Annotated in this window: 20 protein-coding genes; 2 read left to right on the forward strand and 18 right to left on the reverse strand. The window is 44.3% G+C overall.

Features of this window, described 5'->3' with window-relative positions:
* Positions 1-47 precede the first annotated feature (47 nt).
* The 10 genes from rny to H539_RS0103805 form a co-directional block, all read right to left on the reverse strand.
* Positions 48-1607: a ribonuclease Y gene (rny, locus tag H539_RS0103760; protein ID WP_026692410.1), complete on the reverse strand. Its 1560-nt coding sequence runs from the start codon at positions 1605-1607 to the stop codon at positions 48-50.
* 284 nt (positions 1608-1891) lie between these two features.
* Positions 1892-2935, reverse strand: coding sequence for a recombinase RecA (gene recA / locus H539_RS0103765; protein WP_026692411.1), 1044 nt, complete (start codon positions 2933-2935; stop codon positions 1892-1894).
* A 449-nt stretch (positions 2936-3384) separates the two neighbouring features.
* Complete coding sequence (locus tag H539_RS0103770) at positions 3385-4632, reverse strand: competence/damage-inducible protein A (RefSeq protein ID WP_026692412.1); 1248 nt, start codon at positions 4630-4632, stop codon at positions 3385-3387.
* A 21-nt stretch (positions 4633-4653) separates the two neighbouring features.
* A complete protein-coding gene (gene pgsA, locus H539_RS0103775) occupies positions 4654-5238 on the reverse strand; it encodes a CDP-diacylglycerol--glycerol-3-phosphate 3-phosphatidyltransferase (RefSeq protein ID WP_026692413.1) in 585 nt (194 codons plus the stop codon).
* 82 nt (positions 5239-5320) lie between these two features.
* On the reverse strand, positions 5321-6208 hold the full coding sequence (locus tag H539_RS0103780) for a helix-turn-helix domain-containing protein (RefSeq protein WP_026692414.1): 888 nt from the start codon (positions 6206-6208) through the stop codon (positions 5321-5323).
* Positions 6209-6225: 17 nt separating this feature from the next.
* Positions 6226-7017, reverse strand: a complete 792-nt coding sequence (locus tag H539_RS0103785) for a DUF3388 domain-containing protein (protein WP_026692415.1) — start codon at positions 7015-7017, stop codon at positions 6226-6228.
* A gap of 286 nt (positions 7018-7303) precedes the next feature.
* Complete coding sequence (locus H539_RS0103790; protein ID WP_026692416.1) at positions 7304-7564, reverse strand: DUF3243 domain-containing protein; 261 nt, start codon at positions 7562-7564, stop codon at positions 7304-7306.
* A 221-nt stretch (positions 7565-7785) separates the two neighbouring features.
* Positions 7786-8187, reverse strand: a complete 402-nt coding sequence (locus tag H539_RS0103795; protein ID WP_026692417.1) for a MaoC/PaaZ C-terminal domain-containing protein — start codon at positions 8185-8187, stop codon at positions 7786-7788.
* Positions 8184-8636 (reverse strand): FAS1-like dehydratase domain-containing protein, encoded by a 453-nt coding sequence (locus tag H539_RS0103800; protein WP_026692418.1) that lies wholly within the window; start codon positions 8634-8636, stop codon positions 8184-8186. Before H539_RS0103800 ends, H539_RS0103795 begins: the two co-directional genes overlap by 4 nt.
* A gap of 36 nt (positions 8637-8672) precedes the next feature.
* Entirely contained in the window at positions 8673-9437 is a 765-nt protein-coding gene (locus tag H539_RS0103805) for an SDR family NAD(P)-dependent oxidoreductase (protein WP_026692419.1), read from the reverse strand.
* Between the two features lie 200 nt (positions 9438-9637).
* Here H539_RS0103805 and H539_RS0103810 point away from each other — a divergent pair, with 200 nt between their 5' ends.
* Together H539_RS0103810 and H539_RS0103815 are read left to right on the forward strand one after the other, a co-directional pair.
* Positions 9638-10855, forward strand: a complete 1218-nt coding sequence (locus tag H539_RS0103810; protein ID WP_026692420.1) for an NAD(P)/FAD-dependent oxidoreductase — start codon at positions 9638-9640, stop codon at positions 10853-10855.
* A 375-nt stretch (positions 10856-11230) separates the two neighbouring features.
* On the forward strand, positions 11231-12121 hold the full coding sequence (locus H539_RS0103815; protein WP_026692421.1) for a PHP domain-containing protein: 891 nt from the start codon (positions 11231-11233) through the stop codon (positions 12119-12121).
* 364 nt (positions 12122-12485) lie between these two features.
* On the opposite strand, the gene H539_RS0103820 is transcribed toward H539_RS0103815, so the two are convergent.
* The 8 genes from H539_RS0103820 to H539_RS0103855 all read right to left on the reverse strand — a co-directional run bounded on the left by H539_RS0103820 (position 12486) and on the right by H539_RS0103855 (position 21292).
* Positions 12486-12746, reverse strand: coding sequence for a hypothetical protein (locus tag H539_RS0103820; RefSeq protein WP_026692422.1), 261 nt, complete (start codon positions 12744-12746; stop codon positions 12486-12488).
* 160 nt (positions 12747-12906) lie between these two features.
* Positions 12907-13626, reverse strand: coding sequence for an elongation factor P 5-aminopentanone reductase (gene ymfI / locus H539_RS0103825; protein ID WP_026692423.1), 720 nt, complete (start codon positions 13624-13626; stop codon positions 12907-12909).
* 104 nt (positions 13627-13730) lie between these two features.
* Positions 13731-15017 carry an EF-P 5-aminopentanol modification-associated protein YfmH gene (gene yfmH, locus H539_RS0103830; protein ID WP_026692424.1) on the reverse strand — a complete coding sequence of 429 codons (1287 nt, stop codon included), beginning with the start codon at positions 15015-15017 and terminating at the stop codon, positions 13731-13733.
* Between the two features lies 1 nt (position 15018).
* Positions 15019-16296, reverse strand: coding sequence for an EF-P 5-aminopentanol modification-associated protein YfmF (yfmF, locus tag H539_RS0103835; protein ID WP_026692425.1), 1278 nt, complete (start codon positions 16294-16296; stop codon positions 15019-15021).
* A 185-nt stretch (positions 16297-16481) separates the two neighbouring features.
* Complete coding sequence (locus H539_RS0103840; protein ID WP_425414693.1) at positions 16482-17402, reverse strand: ABC transporter permease; 921 nt, start codon at positions 17400-17402, stop codon at positions 16482-16484.
* Positions 17403-17441: 39 nt separating this feature from the next.
* Complete coding sequence (locus H539_RS0103845; protein WP_026692427.1) at positions 17442-18488, reverse strand: ABC transporter permease; 1047 nt, start codon at positions 18486-18488, stop codon at positions 17442-17444.
* Positions 18481-20019: an ABC transporter ATP-binding protein gene (locus H539_RS0103850; RefSeq protein WP_026692428.1), complete on the reverse strand. Its 1539-nt coding sequence runs from the start codon at positions 20017-20019 to the stop codon at positions 18481-18483. The genes H539_RS0103845 and H539_RS0103850 overlap by 8 nt, the downstream gene beginning before the upstream one ends.
* Positions 20020-20218: 199 nt before the next feature.
* Positions 20219-21292 carry a BMP family lipoprotein gene (locus H539_RS0103855; RefSeq protein WP_026692429.1) on the reverse strand — a complete coding sequence of 358 codons (1074 nt, stop codon included), beginning with the start codon at positions 21290-21292 and terminating at the stop codon, positions 20219-20221.
* Positions 21293-21314: the final 22 nt, after the last annotated feature.

Genomic DNA, 21314 nt, shown 5'->3' on the forward strand with positions numbered 1-21314 from the left:
GCTTCAGTATACCAAAAGCTAAAAAAGAGTGGCAAATGCCACTCTTTTTATTTAGCGTATTCTACTGCTCTTGTTTCCCTGATTACCGTTACTTTTATATGCCCCGGATAATCAAGCTCTTCTTCAATGCGCTTTCGTATATCTCTAGCCAGTCTGTGAGCTTCCAGATCATCAATCGCTTCCGGTCTGACCATGATTCGAACTTCACGTCCAGCCTGGATGGCAAATGACTTTTCAACGCCCTCATAGGACTCAGAAATTTCTTCAAGCTTTTCAAGTCGGCGGATATAGTTCTCAAGCGTTTCACTTCTCGCTCCCGGCCTTGCTGCTGACAGGGCATCTGCTGCAGCAACCAGAACCGCAATGACTGAAGTTGGTTCAGTATCTCCATGATGCGATGCAATGGAATTGATGACAACCGGGTGTTCCTTGTATTTTGTTGCAAGCTCCACACCGATTTCAACGTGGCTTCCTTCCACTTCGTGATCGATTGCCTTCCCGATATCATGAAGCAGACCTGCGCGGCGGGCAAGCGTTTCATCCTCACCCAGCTCGGCAGCCAGCAGACCAGATAAAAATGCCACTTCCATCGAATGCTTTAACACATTCTGGCCATAGCTGGTACGGAATTTTAACCGGCCCATAATTTTTATCAAATCAGGATGCAGTCCGTGGACACCTACTTCAAAAGTGGTTTGTTCACCGATCTCACGAATATGTTCATCCACCTCACGCCTTGCTTTGTCTACCATTTCCTCAATTCGTGCAGGATGAATTCGTCCATCCTGGACAAGATTATCAAGGGCAATCCGGGCTGTTTCGCGTCTGATTGGATCAAAACCGGACAGAATTACAGCTTCTGGAGTATCATCAATAATTAGGTCAATTCCGGTTAATGTTTCAAGCGTACGGATATTACGCCCTTCACGGCCGATAATGCGGCCTTTCATCTCATCATTAGGAAGATTCACTACTGATACGGTTGTTTCAGCTACATGGTCTGCTGCACATCTCTGAATTGCCAGGGAAAGAACTTCTCTTGCTTTTTTGTCCGCCTCTTCTTTTGCACGGTTCTCACTTTCTTTGATCATCAGTGCCGTGTCATGAGCCAATTCCTTTTCCACCTTGTCGATAATGATGGATCTGGCTTCTTCACGAGTAAGTCCTGATATGCGTTCCAATTCCGCTTTCTGAGTTCGAACCATCTCGTCCACTTTGCTTTCCATCTCTTCAATATGCTGTTGTCTTTGGTTAAGAGAATCATCCTTCTTCTCTAAAAGTATGTCACGTTTATTTAACATTTCATCTTTACGGTCGAGATTCTCTTCTCTTTGTAATAATCGATTTTCCTGTTTTTGTAATTCAGTTCTCCGTTCGCGAACTTCCCGTTCGGCTTCTGAACGAAGCTTATGAATCTCATCTTTCGCTTCCAACAGGGCCTCTTTCTTTTTGGAATCTGCTTCACGTTTTGCATCTTCAACGATTTGCTCTGCAGAAACCTTTGCCCCGGCTATTTTGTTCTCGGTCATATTCTTCCGGACCAAATAGCCAACAACTGCACCGACGAATAGGCCAAGCAAAATGGAGATGATTGTAATGAGTACCATCCTAACACCTCCTCTTGCTATGAACTTTTTGATTTTTTGTTAATTTTTAGAATGTCGGCATGTACATTGTTACATAACTTCAACATACAACCCCTTAAGGCTCGTTCATTTTCATTTTTTGAAAAAATGTAAAATATACATATTAATTTTAAGCTTGAGATATTTTATTGTCAAGGGTTTGTCCTTTGATACAGGGCTATTTGCCCGAATAAGGAAATTATTCCCTTGTTTTTTAAGGAATATAAAGGAAGGACTTGAAGGCTGAGCTTCAAGTCCCTTAAGTGTTAATCAATCAAGTTGAGTTCTTCCTGGTCGTCCTCTTCCTCAGGAGCAACATGGTCAGCATCCAAACCATGATGATCGCGGATTTTTTTCTTGATTTCATCTCGGACTTCCGCATTTTCTTTTAAGAACAGCTTGGCATTTTCACGACCTTGTCCAAGTCTCTCTTCATTATAGGAATACCAAGATCCGCTCTTTTGGACGATATCAAGATCTGAGCCCATATCAATAACTTCGCCTTCACGGGAAATTCCTTCTCCGTACATAATGTCGACTTCCGCCTGACGGAATGGAGGAGCTACTTTATTCTTTACGACTTTGATTTTGGTCTTATTCCCCATGATATCATTTCCCTGCTTCAGTGCTTCGGCACGTCTTACTTCCAGACGGACAGAAGAATAGAACTTTAACGCACGTCCTCCAGGTGTTGTTTCAGGGTTACCAAACATCACTCCGACTTTCTCACGGATTTGATTGATAAAGATTGCAATGGTTTTTGATTTATTAATAGCTCCGGAAAGCTTGCGCAATGCCTGGGACATTAAACGCGCCTGAAGACCCACGTGGGAGTCTCCCATTTCGCCCTCAATTTCAGCTTTAGGCACCAATGCTGCGACAGAGTCAATAACAATGATATCAACCGCTCCGCTTCGCACAAGCGCTTCTGCTATTTCAAGTGCCTGTTCGCCTGTATCAGGCTGTGAAAGCAAAAGCTCGTCTATATTGACTCCCAGCTTCTGCGCATAAACCGGATCCAATGCATGCTCCGCATCGATGAAGGCTGCCTGGCCTCCGCCTGCCTGCACCTCAGCAATCGCATGAAGGGCAACCGTCGTTTTACCTGAACTTTCAGGGCCATAGATTTCAATGACTCTTCCTCTTGGATATCCGCCGACTCCCAAAGCCACATCAAGGGCAAGCGATCCGCTTGAGATTGTGGAAATCCTGCGGTCCGTCTGTTCTCCGAGCTTCATGATGGAACCTTTACCAAACTGTTTTTCTATTTGCTTTAATGCCATTTCAAGGGCTGCTTGACGTTCACTCACTAAAGTTCCTCCTCTTATATATAAACTAACCATTTATAAAGGTTAATAGCTGTTCTCACAAGTTGTTTCAAAACATTTTCTCATCTCAAAACCTATCTTTACTATACCCCTTTTTGAACCTTTTGACAAGCAAAAAATCGAACATTTATTCGGTTTTTTTACTGGCCTTCTTCGGCTGAAATTCCCCTTTTCCCCAGATCGAAAATCTCATTTTTCTCCTGTTTTATAGTGAAAATGAATAATTCATAGAAAGACTTTAAGGCTTACCCCCAGGCATTGCTTGAAGTCAGGGGTTGATCCGAAGAATGGGCGGCTCCGCAGAGAGAATATACCAATCTTTTAGAAACAGCCTTACAGCAGCAAAAAAGCCGCCCTGCAAGGTCCTTCCTGTTCATAAACTCTTATAAGCTATGAAAAGAGAGCCCCTGCCGGGCAGCTTTGATTCATTCTTAATGATTAGTGAGCCCCAGTTCCTGAAGCAGGTAGTGGCAGCCGTATTTTACGGTCCGGATTCTGATCTGCGCACGGCTTCCCGATAGATTCAGCTTTCTGACAGCCGTTGCCTTTCCTTTTAGAGATATGCCGATGTAGACGGTGCCGACAGGCTGGCCTTCCAAGGTGTCCGGCCCAGCTACTCCAGTGAAGCTCATACCTACATCAGATCCAGTCAATTCCCGGATATTCTCCGCCATCTCGGCGGCACACTCTTCACTTACAACCCCAAACTTTTCAATGGTTTCTTCTTTAATCTTTAACAGTTTCATTTTGGCTTCATTTGTGTAGCTGACAATCCCGCCTTTTAAAATGAGCCCTGCGCCGGATATAGCGGTAAGCTCCTCCTGGAACATTCCGCCGGTAAGGCTCTCGGCAGCAGCTATGGTATACCTTTTGCTGCTGAGTTCCTTTACCGCTTCTTTCATCAGCGAGGTTTCTCCTTCACCGTAGCAGAACTCACCGACACGTGAACGGATTTCCTTCTCCATGTCTGAGATCAGCCGTTCGGTTTTTTCCTTGGATACATCCTTTGCTGTAATCCTCAATTTCACTTCCCCATCTGCAGCAAGAGGGGCAAGAGTTGGATTTGATTGGTTCACAAGGAGATCATCAACCTTCGTCTCGAGCAGAGACTCGCCGATCCCGAAGAAACGGAGGACTTTGGAATCGATTCGTTCCTTGATATCCAGCTTATCCAGCAGGTGTTTATATCCAAATTTACGGAACATCGGCTCCATTTCTTTTGGCGGGCCGGGAAACAGCATATAAACTGACTCTCCCTTTTCCACCATCATTCCTGGTGCCATTCCATGCTCATTGGGAAGAACGGTCGATCCTTCGATAACAAGAGCCTGTTTCTTATTGTTCTCCGTCATCTCTCTTCCTCTTTTTTTATAGTATCCTACAATTGAATCTAGAGCTTCCTCATCCATCACAAGCGGCATATCCAGGTGCCTGGATATTGTTTCTTTTGTCAGGTCATCCTTCGTGGGGCCGAGTCCGCCGGTCAGAATAATTAAGTTCGAACGTGACTCCGCGATTTCAAGTACATTTTTAAGCCTTTCAGAGTTGTCTCCTACCACTGTATGGAAAAAGACATTTATTCCAAGCTCTGCGAGTTGGGTGGATAAAAATTTCGCATTCGTATTATTGATCTGGCCCAAAAGCAGCTCTGAACCAACCGCAATGATTTCTGCGTTCATTTCCAAGACTCCCTTGCTATTTTACTTTGAGTTTTTAAATATTCCCTTATTTTTGTCAAAGTAATCCCAGCCTGACCAGATTGTAAAGATTAATGCAACCCATAACGCAATCTTATCAAACGGGAAGTGGATCCATTCAAAAGGAAGATTATGAAGCAGGAGGGCCGAAACAGCTACTATCTGGGCCCAGGTTTTAATTTTCCCAAGCATGTTCGCAGCCACAACCTCGCCCGTTCCAGCCAGAATGAGCCTCAGGCCTGTAACCGCAAACTCCCGGCTGATGATCACGATGATGATCCAGGAGGGAGCGTACACATGGTCCAGCTCCACCAGGATGATCAGCGCTGCCGAGACCAGCAGTTTATCTGCCAGAGGATCCAGGAATTTGCCCAGATTTGTGACCATATTGAGCTTTCTGGCATAATAGCCGTCAATCCAGTCCGTGGTAGAAGCGATGATGAAAATCAACGCCCCCAGTAAATGATTGACAGGAATGTCTATTCCAGCCGTATGCCAATCACCCCATGACAGGGGAAGCAGCATGACAAGCATAAAAATAGGGATCAACAAAATTCTCGATACTGTTATCTTATTAGGTAAATTCACAGAAAAACCTCCAAAAATCAACATTCTTCTCAATTATAATATATTTTCCCTTTTATAAGCGAAAAATAGCCATCCAGGATGACTATTGTGCAGGTGTAAACTGAACCTTTATGTTCTGAGAAACTGATTTTTGCGGAGATACTGCATATTGAAGCTTTTCTCCATTGATGTAAACCTCTGTTTCGGTGGTCTTGCCGATAATCAGGTTCGCACCCTTTGCGCTGGTAAGATCGAATTCCTTGCCTTGGGATTTGCTTAGAATGCCCTGATAAAGCGATTTATTGCTGCTATCCTTAATGGACACCCACGTCTCGCCTGTAGACAGGACCTTCAGCTTGAATTCCTTTGCGTTCGATAGGGCATAGGCCGAATTCTTGCCGCTTGAGGACACCACTTTGAGCTCTGGCTGAACCACTGGCTTTTCTTCAGGCTGTTTTGCCGGTTCTTCCTTTTTTCCTGTGTCTTTTTTCTGGTCTGAATTCTTGTTTTGTTCTTTCTTCAGCGGTGAATCTTTGGCTTCATCCATGGATACAGCCTGGTCAGACTTGTCTACCTTTTTATCTACAGAATGATTTAAGTTCTTTGAAACCAGGACCCATACCAGTACTGCGGCTCCGAGTACAAAAAGACCTACCAGGATTTTCGGTAGTGCTTCAAGGAACTTTGAGTTACTTGGTGCTATCATTTTCCGTGATTGTACCCTTGATAGCTGCTGCGGCATTTCTTCGTGATATGTAACAGGGATTTCGTTTTTATATTCTTCAAATATCTCTTCCGGCTCAAGCCCTACGGCTTCAGCATACTGCTTGATGAATGCACGTACATAAAATTTTCCGGGCATGGCATCATAATTACCTTCTTCTATGCCTATTAAATACCTTTTTTGTATTTTTGTCGCTTTTTGTAAATCCTCTAAGCTCAGGCCTTTTGCTTCCCGTTCTTCTTTAAGTCTGATACCTAACTCTGTCACCAACAACCACCACCATTTTAAAAGTCAAAAGAGCCGAAATCAGAGCCTCCAAACTCATTGCTTTGTTCAACCACTTCATACGTAATTTTTTCATCAGGATCGTTCCGAAGCTCAATAATATAATCAAAGTCCTCCATGGAGTACTCCGTATTCTGCACAAATACATCGGGATGCTCGACTACCTTGACTGCGTCCATCCGCATAATTTCCCTTACAAGCTGAAGGTGCCTTTCATTTGCCCTCCGGGTAGACACAATGCCATCCAGGATGAATAAATTATTTTCACTGTATTCATCTTCAATGAGCTGGCTCCTGATCGTCTGCTTCAGGAGTGTGGAAGAAACAAACAGCCATCTCTTGTTTGCGCAGACGCTTGCAGCCACAATGGATTCTGTTTTTCCGACACGGGGCATCCCCCGGATCCCAATCAGCTTATGGCCTTCCTGTTTGAACAGCTCCGCCATAAAATCCACAAGCAGACCCAGTTCATCTCTTACAAATCGGAAGGTTTTCTTATCATCAGCGTCTCTTTGGATATATCGTCCATGTCTTACAGCAAGGCGGTCACGGAGTTTTGGCTCTCTTAATTTGATTACTTTTATCGTGTCCATCGTCTGCAGAATAGATTCGAACCGCTGGATGTTCCTGCTGTCCTCTGTCAGCAGCAGCAGTCCCCTTCTGCCTTCGTCGACTCCATTTATTGTTACGATATTAATTGACAGCATACCAAGCAAAGAAGATATGTCACCAAGCAAACCAGGACGGTTCTTTTGTATTTCATATTCAAAATACCATTCTTTCTTTTCCATTAAACCACTCCCCTTGACAGTGACAATCCGGCTTTAATCTCTAGCTTCTACTATAATAAATGATTTTCTGAGAAGATTAAAGGGATAACCCAGAAAAATTGCTATTTGTTTTTCCTCTTCAATCATTTGAAAAACCGTATAATCAAGGGGCACTTTCGAAGCTGAAGGATCGGTCCCATATCAAAACCATAAAACGAGAAAAAAGGATTCAGAATAACTGTTCAAGAACCCTTTCACCACGAAAAATAGAAGCCTGGCATATGCCAGACTCCCATTTGTACCTCTATTATTTTTCTGTAGCGTTGTTTTCAACCAGTTTCACCATCATATTGGCAATAGCATGCTTCTCTTCATCAGATGCTACAGACCATAAATCAGCTAGGACTCTTTCCTGCTCATTCTTAGGGTCTACCTGCTTGGCAAGGTAGCCTCCGACTTGATAGGCCATATTCGAAACTACAGAAGTATCCATTCCTTCATTTTGGGCATGGTTGAGACGGTTCCCTAAAAAGCTCTTCCAATCTTCCCAGTTTTCTAATACTGACATGAATTTTCCATCCCTTCTATTAATAAAGTCAGCATTAGTTTGCACCCCCTTGGCGTTTTCATACGCAAAAAAAACAAAATTTTTGATGAGGCAGGATATAAACTCATTCATCCATAACAAGATTTATTTTTTTGCTTCAATGAGAAAAAGGGCCCCGAATTACGGAACCCTTAAACTTAGGAAAACCCTGCAGATAAATCAGAATCTGCATGGACCTTCGTTTACGCATATTGTAAAAAGATGATATCCCCCTTGATCACTTCTTTTCCATTCTGGTTGAGTGCGGCTGTTTTAAAAAAATATCGATGATTATCCCGATCACTAAGAACAGCTTTTAAGGTAAGGATATCGTTTAAAAAAACCATATCCTTAAATCTGATTTGGTAATCCTCGATAAATCCCTGTTCATAAAGAGGTGTAAAAAGCTTGGATAGATTCCCCATTGTCCACATGCCATGCGCTATGACTCCGGGCAGGCCGCTTTTTTTTGCTTCTTCATCTATCGTATGTATCGGGTTATAGTCGCCTGAGGCACCAGCATATTTGATTAAATCGATTCTTGAGACAGGAGCAAGCCTGATTTCCGGAAGAGATTTTCCAATCTCCAAGTCCGCTATCATCATCTCACTATCATCTCCTCTCTGACCGTTTCGGTAATGATCACAATGGCTTTGGATGAAAAAACAGTCTGACCGATTGAATCCTCTCCGAACCTCCTTAAAATGAGAAATCCCATTAAGCCGCTTGCTCCTTTTCGTTCGTAATAATCCTCCACTTCGGTATAACACAGGATCTCATCACCAACAACCAGAGGCCTGTTATAATGGAAAGACTGTTCTCCATGGATCAGCCCTGTATCCGGGAGCCTTAAGCCATCTATCTCCCCGTAATCAAAAACAGCCGGAAAAGTAGGCGGGGCAATATTCGCTTGATAAATCGATTCTTCGCCCGTTTTTTCATCGTGAAATAGGGGATGAGGGTCACCGATTGCTTCCACAAATTTTTTTACCTCTCTGCCTTCTACCCTATTCAGGACTTTTTCTGATTTTAACCCGATATATTCTTTTAACAAATTCTCCCCTCCGTTTTTACGAATCTTATTGACCTATTAGTTTTTCGGACCTCCTGAAACATACAGAACCTGTCCGTTCACAAACGAGGACTGTTCGTCTGCAAAGAATGCTGCAGCATGTGCAATATCCTCCGGCTTTCCGCTTCTCCCAACAGGAATCTGTTTCAGGCTCACATTGATCAGTTCTTCAAAAGAAATGCCGATACGGCTGGCCGTTTCCCTGGTCATTTCTGTTTCGATAAAGCCTGGAGCTACAGAATTTGCTGTAATGCCATATTTCCCAAGCTCTATGGCCAGTGTTTTCGTGAATCCCTGCAATCCTGCTTTTGCCGCTGAGTAATTGGCCTGCCCCCTATTTCCAAGTGCCGAGGTGGAGGATATGTTGATGATTCTGCCATAGTTCCGTTCAACCATATATTTCTGTACGGCCCTGGCAGCTATAAAAGATCCTTTCAGGTGCACATCCATTACCGTCTGCCAATCTGAATCCGTCATTTTGAAAAATAAATTATCCCTGATCACGCCTGCATTATTCACCAGGATATCAACAGATCCAAATGTTTCCACTGTTTCCCTCACAGCATTTTCAACCTGCTCCTTGTCAGTCACATCCGCCATTTTCGAATAGATCGAGAAACCGCTATCATTCAATTCAGCAGAAGTTCCGCTCAGTGCTTCCTCGTTTAAATCGATAAAGGCCACATTGGCTCCTTCTTCAGCGAACTTCTTCACAATGGCCTTTCCAATCCCCCTGCTGCCTCCTGTTACAAAAGCCGTTCTGCCTTCAAATCTTTTACCCATTTCCTGTCCTCCCCCTTTTCTTGCTGAGTCAGTATAAAAGTATACTAACCAGTCGGTATATTTACATTTTATTTTAAACTTTCCGAAAAAAACAAGCAGTTTCCTATAAATCCTCATGCAATCCTCTCTCAAGGTTTAGAGTTTCTAATCTCTTAAGAGAGGGTATTCTTTTTACAAAAACGAATGATGGAGGGTTTTATTTGGATCTGCACAATGGAGCTTTATTCTGGAAAAGCATAAAGGAAGATATACACATTGAACGAGGAGACATCGACGACATTTTCGATGTTGTCATCGTAGGAGGAGGAATGTCTGGCTCCCTGGCTGCTTATACACTGTCCGCCGAAGGGCTTAAAATTGCAGTCATTGATAAGGGTAAAATCGGACAAGGAAGCACTCTTGCTAATACAGGGCTTCTCCAATTCTCAAGCGATATTATGCTTCATGAATTAATTGAGCAGATTGGCGCAGAAAAAGCCGTCCGCTTTTATAAAACCTGCCGGGACGCAATTGACGAGCTGGAAAAAGCCGCGTCATCTCTCAGTATATCAAGTGATTTCAAGAGGAGGGACAGCCTTTATTTCGCAAGCAAGGAAGCTCATGCTGAAAAAATTCAGAAAGAATATCGCACTCTGGTGAAATATGGTTTTAAAACAGAGTATCTCTCTCCTTCTGATATCCTATCTCGTTATTCATTTTCAAAGCCTGCTGCATTACTCACCCATGGGGATGCGGAAATCAACCCCTACAAGTTTATTAGAGGAATCCTTCAGGATATAAGCAGGAAAGGTGTTCAAGTTTTTGAAAACACGGAAATGACAGAAATAGAAGAATCTAATGATTTTGTAAAAATCCACACTTCAGCCGGAGTGATCCATTCTTCGAATATTATTATTGCCACCGGCTACGAACCTCCCTTCCTTTTATCCGGTGCCAAAGCCAATCTGAATCGATCCTACGCTATTGCCACGGAGCCCGTAAAGGATTTAATGGACTGGAATAACAGGGAGCTGATCTGGGAAACCGCTCGGCCATATCTCTATATGAGGACGACAGCTGATGGAAGAATTATAGCAGGCGGACTCGACGAAGAGGAACCAAGTACACCCAGTACGGATTGGATAAAGAATAGGGCAGAAAGGCTCCAAAAGGAAATCCAAAACCTGTTTCCCGCTCTGAAGGTAAAGACTGCCTATGCATGGGGAGCGGTATTTGGGGAATCTTTGGACAATCTTCCTTACGCCGGAAAACATCCTTCTAAAGACCATATTTATTACCTGCTCGGCTATGGAGGTAACGGAACGATATACAGTATGCTCGGTTCACAGATCATCCGGGATTTAATTCTGAACCGAAAAAATAAAAATACGGAAATTTTAAGGCTTGACCGTCCTGTCCATGCCGTCTCTATCCACTAAGAAAGCCGTCCCGACGGCTTTTTTTACTGTCCCCTTTAGCTTCTCAAATCAATACAGTCTGACTCAAACGGATAGATGAATGACAGGAACCCGCCATGCCAGCATGTTTAGGGAATTGGATATTATTGCATAATATTGAAACCTTCTGTCTCTTTTCGTCGTCTAATGGGTAGATAACATGAAAAGAGGCGGTGTTTCACTTGTTTAAAAGTAAATTAACTGGCCCTGATTTAGCGATTGTCCTGTTGTATATATTCAATATTTCCATAGCCGTCCTGCTCTTTTCCACTTTGTTTCATATTGATTTTTTGGATATCATTAAAAGGACAGCGTCCAGTATTATACGATTTTAATATATTTTAGGAGGAAGCATCCATGAGACGGCTGCAGATCGGCATGTGGCATGAATTTTCAGAAGGAAATTGGAAGAAATACAGCAGGAAAGGAATAAGCGGCATTGAAGTATCCTGTTACACCCAGGAACAGGCACTGCAGCAAGCAGCTGACTTTTGCAGAAAACATTTGCTCAGTTTCGGAATACATACACCCATATTTGAAGGGGAAGATTCTATGCCCCAGGTTACAAGCCTTGATATGGACGTGTATCTTAAGGCAGTTAGGGAAGTAGAAAAACAGGTTCAGACTGCCTCACAATATGGAGCAGACTACCTTTTGCTTCACTATCCGTTCCCCCCTATCTATCCTGAGGATAAAGACTGCCGCTACTGGGATGGGCCGCCTGTGCATTCCTACTATTACTCAGAGAATTACAGCCGGGAGGAATTCAGGATGACGAGCGAGCGGCTCTTTTCAGAGCTAGGCGCCCTTCAAAAGAACTATCACCAAAGGATTGTCCTTGAATATGACTTTTTCGGAGAACACGAGGATATACTTGCTTCCATGTTCAAGGAATATCCCGAAATCCAGCTCGTGGTGGATACACAGAGAATGGAACACCATAAAAGGACCTTCCCGGGCTTCGACCCTTTCACGTGGATGGACAAAATCCACCCATCCGTATATCTGGTTCACTACAGCAATGTCCGATTCGGAAAGCAAAAGAAAAGGCACATCCCTGTTCTCCCGCATCAGGAAAACGACCCCCAATACGGAAAATCCTTTACCTATCTGAAATACCTGGCAGAAAAAAACAGCCAGTTCCACATCACATTCGAACATCATCCCGAACTCGTCAGCAAAGATGAATTGGAAGAATGCTACCGGGCAGCAGAAGACGTTTTAGGACTTGCCTGGAGTCTGGACTGAGAAGAATTGATTCCTTGCAATTCGACCCCTGTGCCAGGTGCCTTTTTTGCGGGTATTTTTCAAGTGTCCTGGTATATATGCTTTACGTATTTAGATATATGGATTGTGGGTTCATGAATCACTTGATTGGTGATTGGATCACGTTTGGTTTTTTTGGATCATTTTGATTGAGGTTGGATCATTCCCGGGTTTATTGGTTCATTTAGGGTGAGAATGGAGCATTCACCGGTTTTTTGGTTCATATGGAAATGAAAGTTAGATGAACAATTACGGTTTGGATCATTTTTGTAATATCGGATCATTATCTTAATATTCTGGATCATTAATCACGAGTATTGGATCATTAGGTTTCAAAAATGATTATTTATGTTGGGAAGGCACCGTCCTGCGCTTTTCTATTTGTCCAGCTCCAAGCTGACACCTTCGGTCTTAAGCCAGCCGCCATCATAAGGCAAAAAGCGCCTTTCGCTGCCGTCTGTCTTATGCCTGTCAGGTGTCTGCCTGCAATTTTTTTTTGGTTCTTTAAATTTCTGTGTTCGACATTATGCTTTAGATTAGTTACGTGTGCAGGCACCGCTTTCCGCTTTTCCTGCTGTCCAGCTCCGGACTGAGACCCTCGAGTCATAAGCCAATCAGTCCATGAGGAGAAAAACCGCTCCTCACAGCCTGCTCGTCTTATGCTTGTCGGGCCTCTGCCTTCCTTTTGATTTAGTATTTTCAAACTTTTTCAGTGCTACACTGTGCTTTAAATCTTTTTTGTTTGGAAGGCACCGCTTTCCGCTTTTCTAGGTATACCATCCCCCATTGACTCCTATGATTTGGCCGGTGATGTAGGCGGCTTTTGGGGATAGGAGGTAGGCGGCGGTTTGGGCTATTTCCTGGGGGCGGCCCAGTCTTCCGATTGGGATTTCACTAGCCAGGTCTGTCAGTTCTTCTTCGGTGAAGTCTTCCATCATGGGAGTCGCAATGGCTCCTGGGGCGATGGCGTTGATTCTGATGCCGGAAGGAGCGAGTTCCTTGCTGAGTGCTTTGACGAAGGTGTTTTGGGCTCCCTTCAGCATCGAATACAGGACTTCGTTGGAGGCTCCTGTCTGGCCCCAGATCGATGTGACCGCGACGATGGCGGCATGGGATTTGTGCCTCAGCTTTGGCAGGAGGGTTCTGGTGAGCTGGAATGGACTTGTTATGTGCAGCTGCACCATTTCCTGGACCAGTGCATCTTCCATGTCTGTGATCAGGCCATAGGCGCTTTTTCCGCTGTTCAGGACGATATAATCCAGGGAAAAAATATGGCCGGCAAGCTTCGTATATCCGTCTTTTTTGGATAAGTCCGCCTGGATTGGAATCAGTTCAGTTCCATAGGGGGCAAGCTCCTCCATGAGGATGCTGATTCCCTCTTGATTGGTGTTATAGTGCAAATACAGGGACATTCCCTCTTTTGCCATCTCATGAGCAATGGCCCGGCCGATCCCTCCGCTTGCTCCCGTTATTAAGGCAAATTTCAATGTACATCCCATCCTTGAATATCTATTTTGATCACTGCTACTTTATCAATCCCTTCTGCTGCCTGTCAATCCGCATAGAAAAAGAAGCCGCAAGGGGCTTCTTTTTATTTTGGTACTACCTGGCAGACCGTGATCCTGGATTCGTCTATCAGGGAAGCCGCTGTCTGTGCGACGTCCTCCAACGTGATTTTTTCCATCTCGGGCAGAACATCAAAGAGATCCATTTCATTAAAGGCATAGCGTGTGAACTGGTTGGCTATGTACTCCGGTGAATTGAGGGATCTCAGGAAGCCTCCGATCTTTTTCTTCTTTGACCGGGTCAGGGCTTCCTCGCTTAGTCCGCTGCCGTCTTTCGCTTTTAACAGATAGCTTTTTAATTTTTCTTCGAGTTTATCAGGGTCATGAGTGTCGCCGCCCATCATGGCAAAACCGAATCCAAGCTCCTGGGTATAGTCATAATAGAAACTCTGGTCAATGAGGCCTTCATTGTACAGTTCTTCATACGTTTTAGAGCTTTTCCCAAAAATCATATCAAGAAGCACGTTGATGACTAATTCGTTTTTCAGCATCTCGTTTCCCTGCTGATCGGTATTCAGAGCTTTGATTCCCACCAGGCATTTTGATGTTTGAACATGCATTTTAAGAACCTTTTTCTTCTCTGCGACTTCTGCAGGCTCTTCATCAAATGACCGTTCAATCTCCGGCTGGTCTTTATAATCCTTTTTGCTTTGATTATCCCTTATCTGGTCCATAACCTTTGAAGGCTCAACCGGTCCCACCACAAACAGCAGCATATTGCTTGGATGATAGAAGGTTCCATAGCATTCATACAGTAATTTATCTGTAATATCCGCTATAGATTCGTTTGTGCCTGCGATATCAATCTTAACCGGATGGTTTTTGTACATATTTTCGATTAAACCAAAATAAAGCCTCCAGTCTGGATTGTCGTCATACATATCAATTTCCTGCCCGATGATTCCTTTTTCCTTCTCCACCGTTTTCTCTGTGAAATATGGATCTTGGACAAAATCTATCAGGGTCCCCAGATTTTTCTCGAATTCTGAAGTGGAAGAGAATAAGTAAGCAGTTCTGGTAAAGGATGTAAAGGCATTGGCGGATGCCCCCTGCTTACTGAATTGCTGGAACACATCTCCGTCCTCTTTCTCGAAGAGCTTATGCTCAAGAAAATGGGCAATCCCATCAGGTACTTTGATCATCTCACTTTTATTCAGCGGCTTAAAATGGTTATCAATCGATCCGTACTTTGTCGTAAATGTGGCATACGTTTTGTTAAATCCTTTTTTCGGAAGGATATACACGCTTAATCCGTTATTCATTTTTTCGTAATACAGCTCTTCGTCCAGCTGGTCAAAAGGTATTTTTTCCATCTTATTTTCCCTCCGATCCCGTTAAGAAATAGATTGTGTCCATTTCAATTTTTTGAGCCACTTCAGTGATTTCAGAAGCAGTGACTTTATCTGTCTGCTCCAGCCAGTCATCCATATCCACTGGAATTCCAGAAACGACTCCATGATAAAGGATTTCAACAAGGCCCCTGCCGATATCAATCGTTTCGAGCAATTGATTTCGGATGACAGCCTTGGTCTGGGAAATCTCCTGTTCCGTGAAGTCCCCTTTTTTCATGGCCTCCATTTGCTCTTTAATGATCCGTACGGCCTGCTCATAATTTTTATTTTCAATGCCTGACATGACCATCAGCAGCCCTTTGTGGCTTTCCAATCGGGCTGAAGCATAGTAGGCAAGGCTCGCCTTTTCTCGGACATTGATGAATAATTTGGAATGCGAGAAGGCGCCGAATATTCCGTTAAAGACCTGCAGGGCATAGTAGTCGCTGTCTCCGTAAACCACGTGCGTACGGTAGCCGATATTGAGCTTGCCCTGCTTGATGTCCTGATTCTCGATGACTTCGTTCACATCCTGGATCTCTTTATCCACACTTCCCCTGCTTACTAAAGGAGTACGGTCCTCAAGTCTGAATAAGCTGCCTGCTGCCTGCTGGACTTCCTCCTCGTTCACGTCACCGATTACATAGAGATCCAGTTCGTCCTCCTGCAGAGCTTTCTGGTAATACTCATAGAGAGTCTCCGGACTGATGGCATCAATACCCTCCAGTTCCCCATTGACATCCAGGGCATATGGTTCGTTTTTGCACATTTCTTCTACAAGACGGTTTGCAGAGTACCTCATCTTGTCATCGTACTGAGATTGGATCCTCTGTTTTAATGAACGTTTTTCATTTTCTACGGTTGCTGAATCGAATGAGCTCCCATTCACATGCGGATTAAATAGCACATCTGATAAGAGCTCCATCCCTTTCCTTAAAAGAGGGGTGCTGTCCGTCAGAAATTTCTCATTCGCAATTTCCAGAGTGATGGTTATGATCTGATACTCTCCCTTTTTGGATAAATCTACGTATAGGCTGGCACCGTAGAGGTCATCCAGATAGGACCTTAATGCAGTCGTGGAAGGGTAAGTTGCTGTACTGGACTGTAAGACGTATGGGAGCAGGGATCTGAGTGTCACTGTCTCCTGTTCGAGAGGGGCTTTCATTTTCCAGACAAAAGTATTTGTTTTATATTTACCAGTATTGACGATATGCAGGGTGAGACCTGCCTGTTTCTGTACCGCTTCATGAATGATGGCCAAGAATAATCCTCCTTTTAATGGAAAGGTAACGCTTGTTTTCCTCCACTATTTTTACACGTTTGGACTCATTTAATTCTTCTTATTAGTATACACCTAAGTTTGCCGGAGCAGACCTGAACAACACTTTATTTCCCTTATACAAACAGCCCAAAACCGGCTGGTTCTGGGCTGTTTGTTTTTTGGGGTCAGCGTTTTCCTTTTTCATACGGCTGTCCAGAAGCTTTCGGGGCATCTGCACGCCCGATAAATCCTGTCAGGGCCAGGATGGTTAGAACATATGGAGCCACGAGCAGATACACGTTCGGAATATCCTTGAAGAAAGGCAGTCCTGAACCGACGATGCTCAAGCTTTGGGCAAATCCGAAGAACAAGGCTGCCCCCAAGGCACCGATCGGATGCCACTTTCCGAAGATCATGGCAGCAAGGGCCATGAAGCCCTGTCCGCTTATGGTCGCATGTCCGAAGTTATTGGTAACAGTCATGGCAAACACCGCACCGCCAAGCCCTCCAAATCCTCCAGAAATCATGACCCCCATATAACGCATCTTTGTTACATTGATTCCCATTGTATCGGCAGCCATCGGATGTTCCCCGACTGATCTGAGACGCAGCCCAAACGGGGTCTTGTAAATCACATACCAGGCAAGGACTGCCGCAGCAATGGCGATATATGAAGTATAATACGCATCACTGAACAACAGCGGCCCAAAAAACGGGATGTCTTTTAAAACCGGGATATCCACTTTCGCAAATGAAGCGGTTATGGAATCTGTTTCCCCTTTTCCATAGATCATCTTAACAAGGAACATGGCCAGTCCCAAGGCAAGAAAGTTTAATGCAACACCGCTGACTGTCTGGTCTGCTTTAAACGTGATCGATGCCACGGCGTGGAATAGAGAGAATACGGCACCCGCCAGGATGGCTACCACAAGAGCTAGCCATGGTGTCAGCGCGCCGAATGTATCGGCAAATGTTAGGTCAAAAACAATGGCGGAGAATGCGCCGAAGACCATAAGTCCTTCTAATCCTATATTGACAACTCCGGATCTTTCCGAGAATACACCGCCCAGGGCAGTGAAAATCAGGGGTGTAGCAAGAAAGATCATGGAAGGAATGATGATTTGCAGTATTTGAAAGAAACTCACTTACTTTACCCCCTTCTTATTGAACCGGGTAATCGCCCAGCGGATGATATAGCTGGAAGCAATAAAGAATATGATAAGGGCAATGATAATATCCACAAGCTCCGTTGGGATTCCTGTCTCAAGCGGCATATTGAGGGCGCCAACTTTTAATCCTCCAAAAAGGATCGCAGACAGGATGATTCCTACAGAGGTATTGCCTCCTAACAGCGCAACAGCGATTCCGTCAAACCCGATTCCGGTGAATCCGCCCTTGATGGATGCATAACCAAACGTCCCGAGACCTTCCATAGAGCCGGCAACCCCTGCAAAGGCTCCGGAGATGACCATGGACAGGATGATGTTCCGATTCACATTCATCCCTGCATATTCCGAAGCGTGATGATTGAACCCTACTGATCGTAACTCATATCCTTTCACAGTCTTTTCGAGAATGAACCACATCAGGAATGCTCCCGCCAGCGCAATGAGAAAGCCCCAGTGCAGCCGTGAGAAATCTGTATGAGCTTCAAGAAAAGGTGATTTGAGCAGCGCTGATTTTGGTACGTCAGGCGTGCGGTCACTGTTCTTCGAAAGCACAGTACGGATGATATTGTTTGTTACATGCAGGGCAATATAATTCATCATGATGGACACAATGACTTCATGGACACGGAAGCGGGCTTTAAGAAAACCCGGAATGAAGCCCCAGAGAGCGCCTGCAGCCGCTGCCGCGATAATGGCAAGCGGAAGGTGGATCACCTTCGGCAGGTCAAATGCAAGGCCGACCCAGACTGAAGCAAGCCATCCTACAAGCACCTGGCCCTCGACTCCTATATTGAAAAGGCCTGTTCTGAACGCGAATGCAACCGCAAGCCCCGATAAAATGTAAGGAGTGACCTGGCGGATGGTTTCACCGGTATAAAATACCTCTCCGAACATTCCATAAAATAGTGCAGAAAAACCTTCGATCGGATTATATCCGGATACAAGCATGATGATCGTACCGGCAATTAAGCCAAGCAGCACAGATACAACCGGAACGAGGATATTAATTAACCGTTTAGACATTAGAATGTTCACCTTCTTTCCTTGTGACCGTACTGCCCGCCATTAACAGCCCAAGCTCCTGCTCGGTTGTTTGCTTTGGATCCACAATGGCCACGATCTTACCTTCATAAATGACTGCGATACGGTCACTGACGTTTAAGACCTCATCCAGTTCAAAAGAAATCAGAAGTACCCCTTTTCCACGGTCCCTCTGCTCAATAAGGCGTTTATGCACAAACTCAATCGCACCTACATCGAGCCCCCTTGTCGGCTGTGCGGCAATAAGGAGATCCGGATCACGATCCACTTCGCGGCCGATGATGGCCTTTTGCTGGTTTCCGCCTGATAATGCCCTTGCAAGGGTATACTCGGTAGGCGTCCGCACATCATAGTCCTTGATCAGGGTTTTTGCCTTCTGATAAATATTTTTATAGTTTAATATGCCATTTTTAGAATATGGCTTTTTATAGTAGGTCTGGAGGACCATGTTTTCACCAATCGGAAAATCCAGTACAAGTCCATGCTTATGACGATCCTGAGGAATATGGCCCAGCCCTGATTCCGTTATGCGCCTAGGCTTTAAATTCTGGATTTCCTTTTGGTTTAAGGATATCGTGCCGGATTCAGCCTTTTTCAAGCCGGCTATGGCCTCAATCAGCTCAGTCTGTCCATTCCCGTCAACTCCGGCAATCCCGACTATTTCTCCTGCCCGTACTTCAAGGGAAAGGCCATTGATGGCAGCTACCCCTCTGGTATCCTTTATCACAAGGTCTTTGATATCAAGGACGCTGGCAGCAGGGTTTGCTTCCGTTTTATCCGTTTTAAATACAACATCTCTTCCTACCATAAGGGAAGCGAGCTCATTCGGATTGGTATCTGAAACGTTAACAGTCCCAATACCCACACCTTTCCTTATAACGGTTACACGGTCGCAGACCTCCATGATTTCCTTCAGCTTATGAGTAATGAGAATAATGGATTTCCCTTCTTTAATAAGCGTTTTCATGATTTCTATTAATTCTTTAATTTCCTGAGGAGTCAGGACGGCTGTCGGTTCATCAAAAATGAGGATATCCGCGCCGCGATATAAGGTTTTTAAGATCTCCACACGCTGCTGCATGCCGACAGATATGTCCGAAATCTTAGCTTCCGGATCAACTCTAAGCCCATATTGCTCAGAAAGCTGCCTCACCTGCTTAATGGCATCCCTCATATTGATTCTTCCTGCTTTTGATGGTTCGCTTCCGAGGATAATATTTTCTGTCACTGAAAATTTATCAACCAGCATAAAGTGCTGATGAACCATCCCGATCCCCAGGTTATTGGCAACATTCGGGTCCGTGATATTCACTTTTTTTCCATTCACACGGATTTCTCCGCGTTCCGGCTGGTACAGCCCAAACAATACATTCATCAGGGTGGACTTTCCTGCCCCGTTCTCTCCAAGCAGGGCATGGATCTCTCCTTTTTTCACCTGCAGGGTTATATTGTCATTTGCCACAATTCCCGGAAACTCTTTACGGATATTGAGCATCTCGATTACATATTCCACTTCGTTTTCATCTCCTTTACTAGGATAAATCCCAGGGAACAGCCCCCTATACCTTTATAGAAATCAAAGGAAAAACTGCAAATTCTTACAGTCTTTCATTTAATTTCCTTGTCCAAGAAAAGATCGAAAACCCAAAAATAAAGGAATACCGGGCTGGACCTGCCAGCCCTATATTCCTTTATATAGATTCGTAAAATTATTATTTAAAGTTTTTCAATTCAGCAGGAGTGCCTGGTACTTTCACTTCGCCTGATTTAATCTTAGCTGTCCACTCATCCACAGCCTTCAGTGCTTCCGGAGAAACATTGTCCTTTGTAGGAGCAATTCCTACACCATTTTCGTTAAGACCATATTCTACAACTTTTCCTCCAGGGAAATCGCCGTCTTTTGCTTTCTTGGCAATATCCTGAACAGCGATATCTACACGTTTAACCATGGAAGTCAGCATAATGTTTGTATTGGCGTCAATCTTTCCATCAGGAGCCTGGTCGCGGTCAACACCGATTGCCCAGACATTTTTGCTTGGATCTTTCTGCTTCACAGATTTCACTTCATTGATCATACCGATTCCAGTAGCTCCGGCAGCGTGGAACAGGATGTCTGCACCTGATTTGATCATTGTGTCAGCAGTAGCCTGGCCAAGATCCGGCTTGTCAAATGCACCTGTATATTTCGTAAGGACTTCAGCTTTAGGGTTAACAGATTTAACACCCGCTTTAAATCCAGTTTCGAACTTTTCAATCAATTCCCCTTGAACACCGCCGATGAAGCCGACTTTGTTCGTCTTAGTTGTAAGTCCTGCTACAACTCCGACAAGGAAAGAGCCTTCGTTTTCTTTAAAGGTAATGCTTGCTACATTGGGCTTGTTCACTACAGCGTCAACAATCGCAAATTTTGTGTCTTTACGCTGGTCAGCAACCTTGGAGATTGCATCTTCCATTAGGAAGCCGATTCCGTAAACTAGGTCGAAATCCTGGCGGGATAGTGTATTAAGGTTTGTTATATAATCAGAATCGGATTTTGATTGAAGATAGTCATAGCCATTCTTGCCTTTTTTCAGGCTGTTGTCTGATCCGAACTTTTGCAGGCCTTCCCATGCGGATTGGTTGAATGATTTGTCATCAACACCGCCTACATCCGTTACCATACCAACTGTGAATGAATCTTTCTTACCGCCGTCTCCACTCTTTTCTGAACTCTTTCCACAAGCGCCAAGCATTGTGCCTGCTGCTAATACAAGAGACAGAGCTAATCCAAATTTACGCTTTTTCAAGAATGATACCCCCAATGTTTTT

Source organism: Peribacillus kribbensis DSM 17871, from assembly GCF_000430765.1.
In the GTDB taxonomy this organism is placed as follows: Bacteria; Bacillota; Bacilli; order Bacillales; family DSM-1321; genus Paraperibacillus; species Paraperibacillus kribbensis.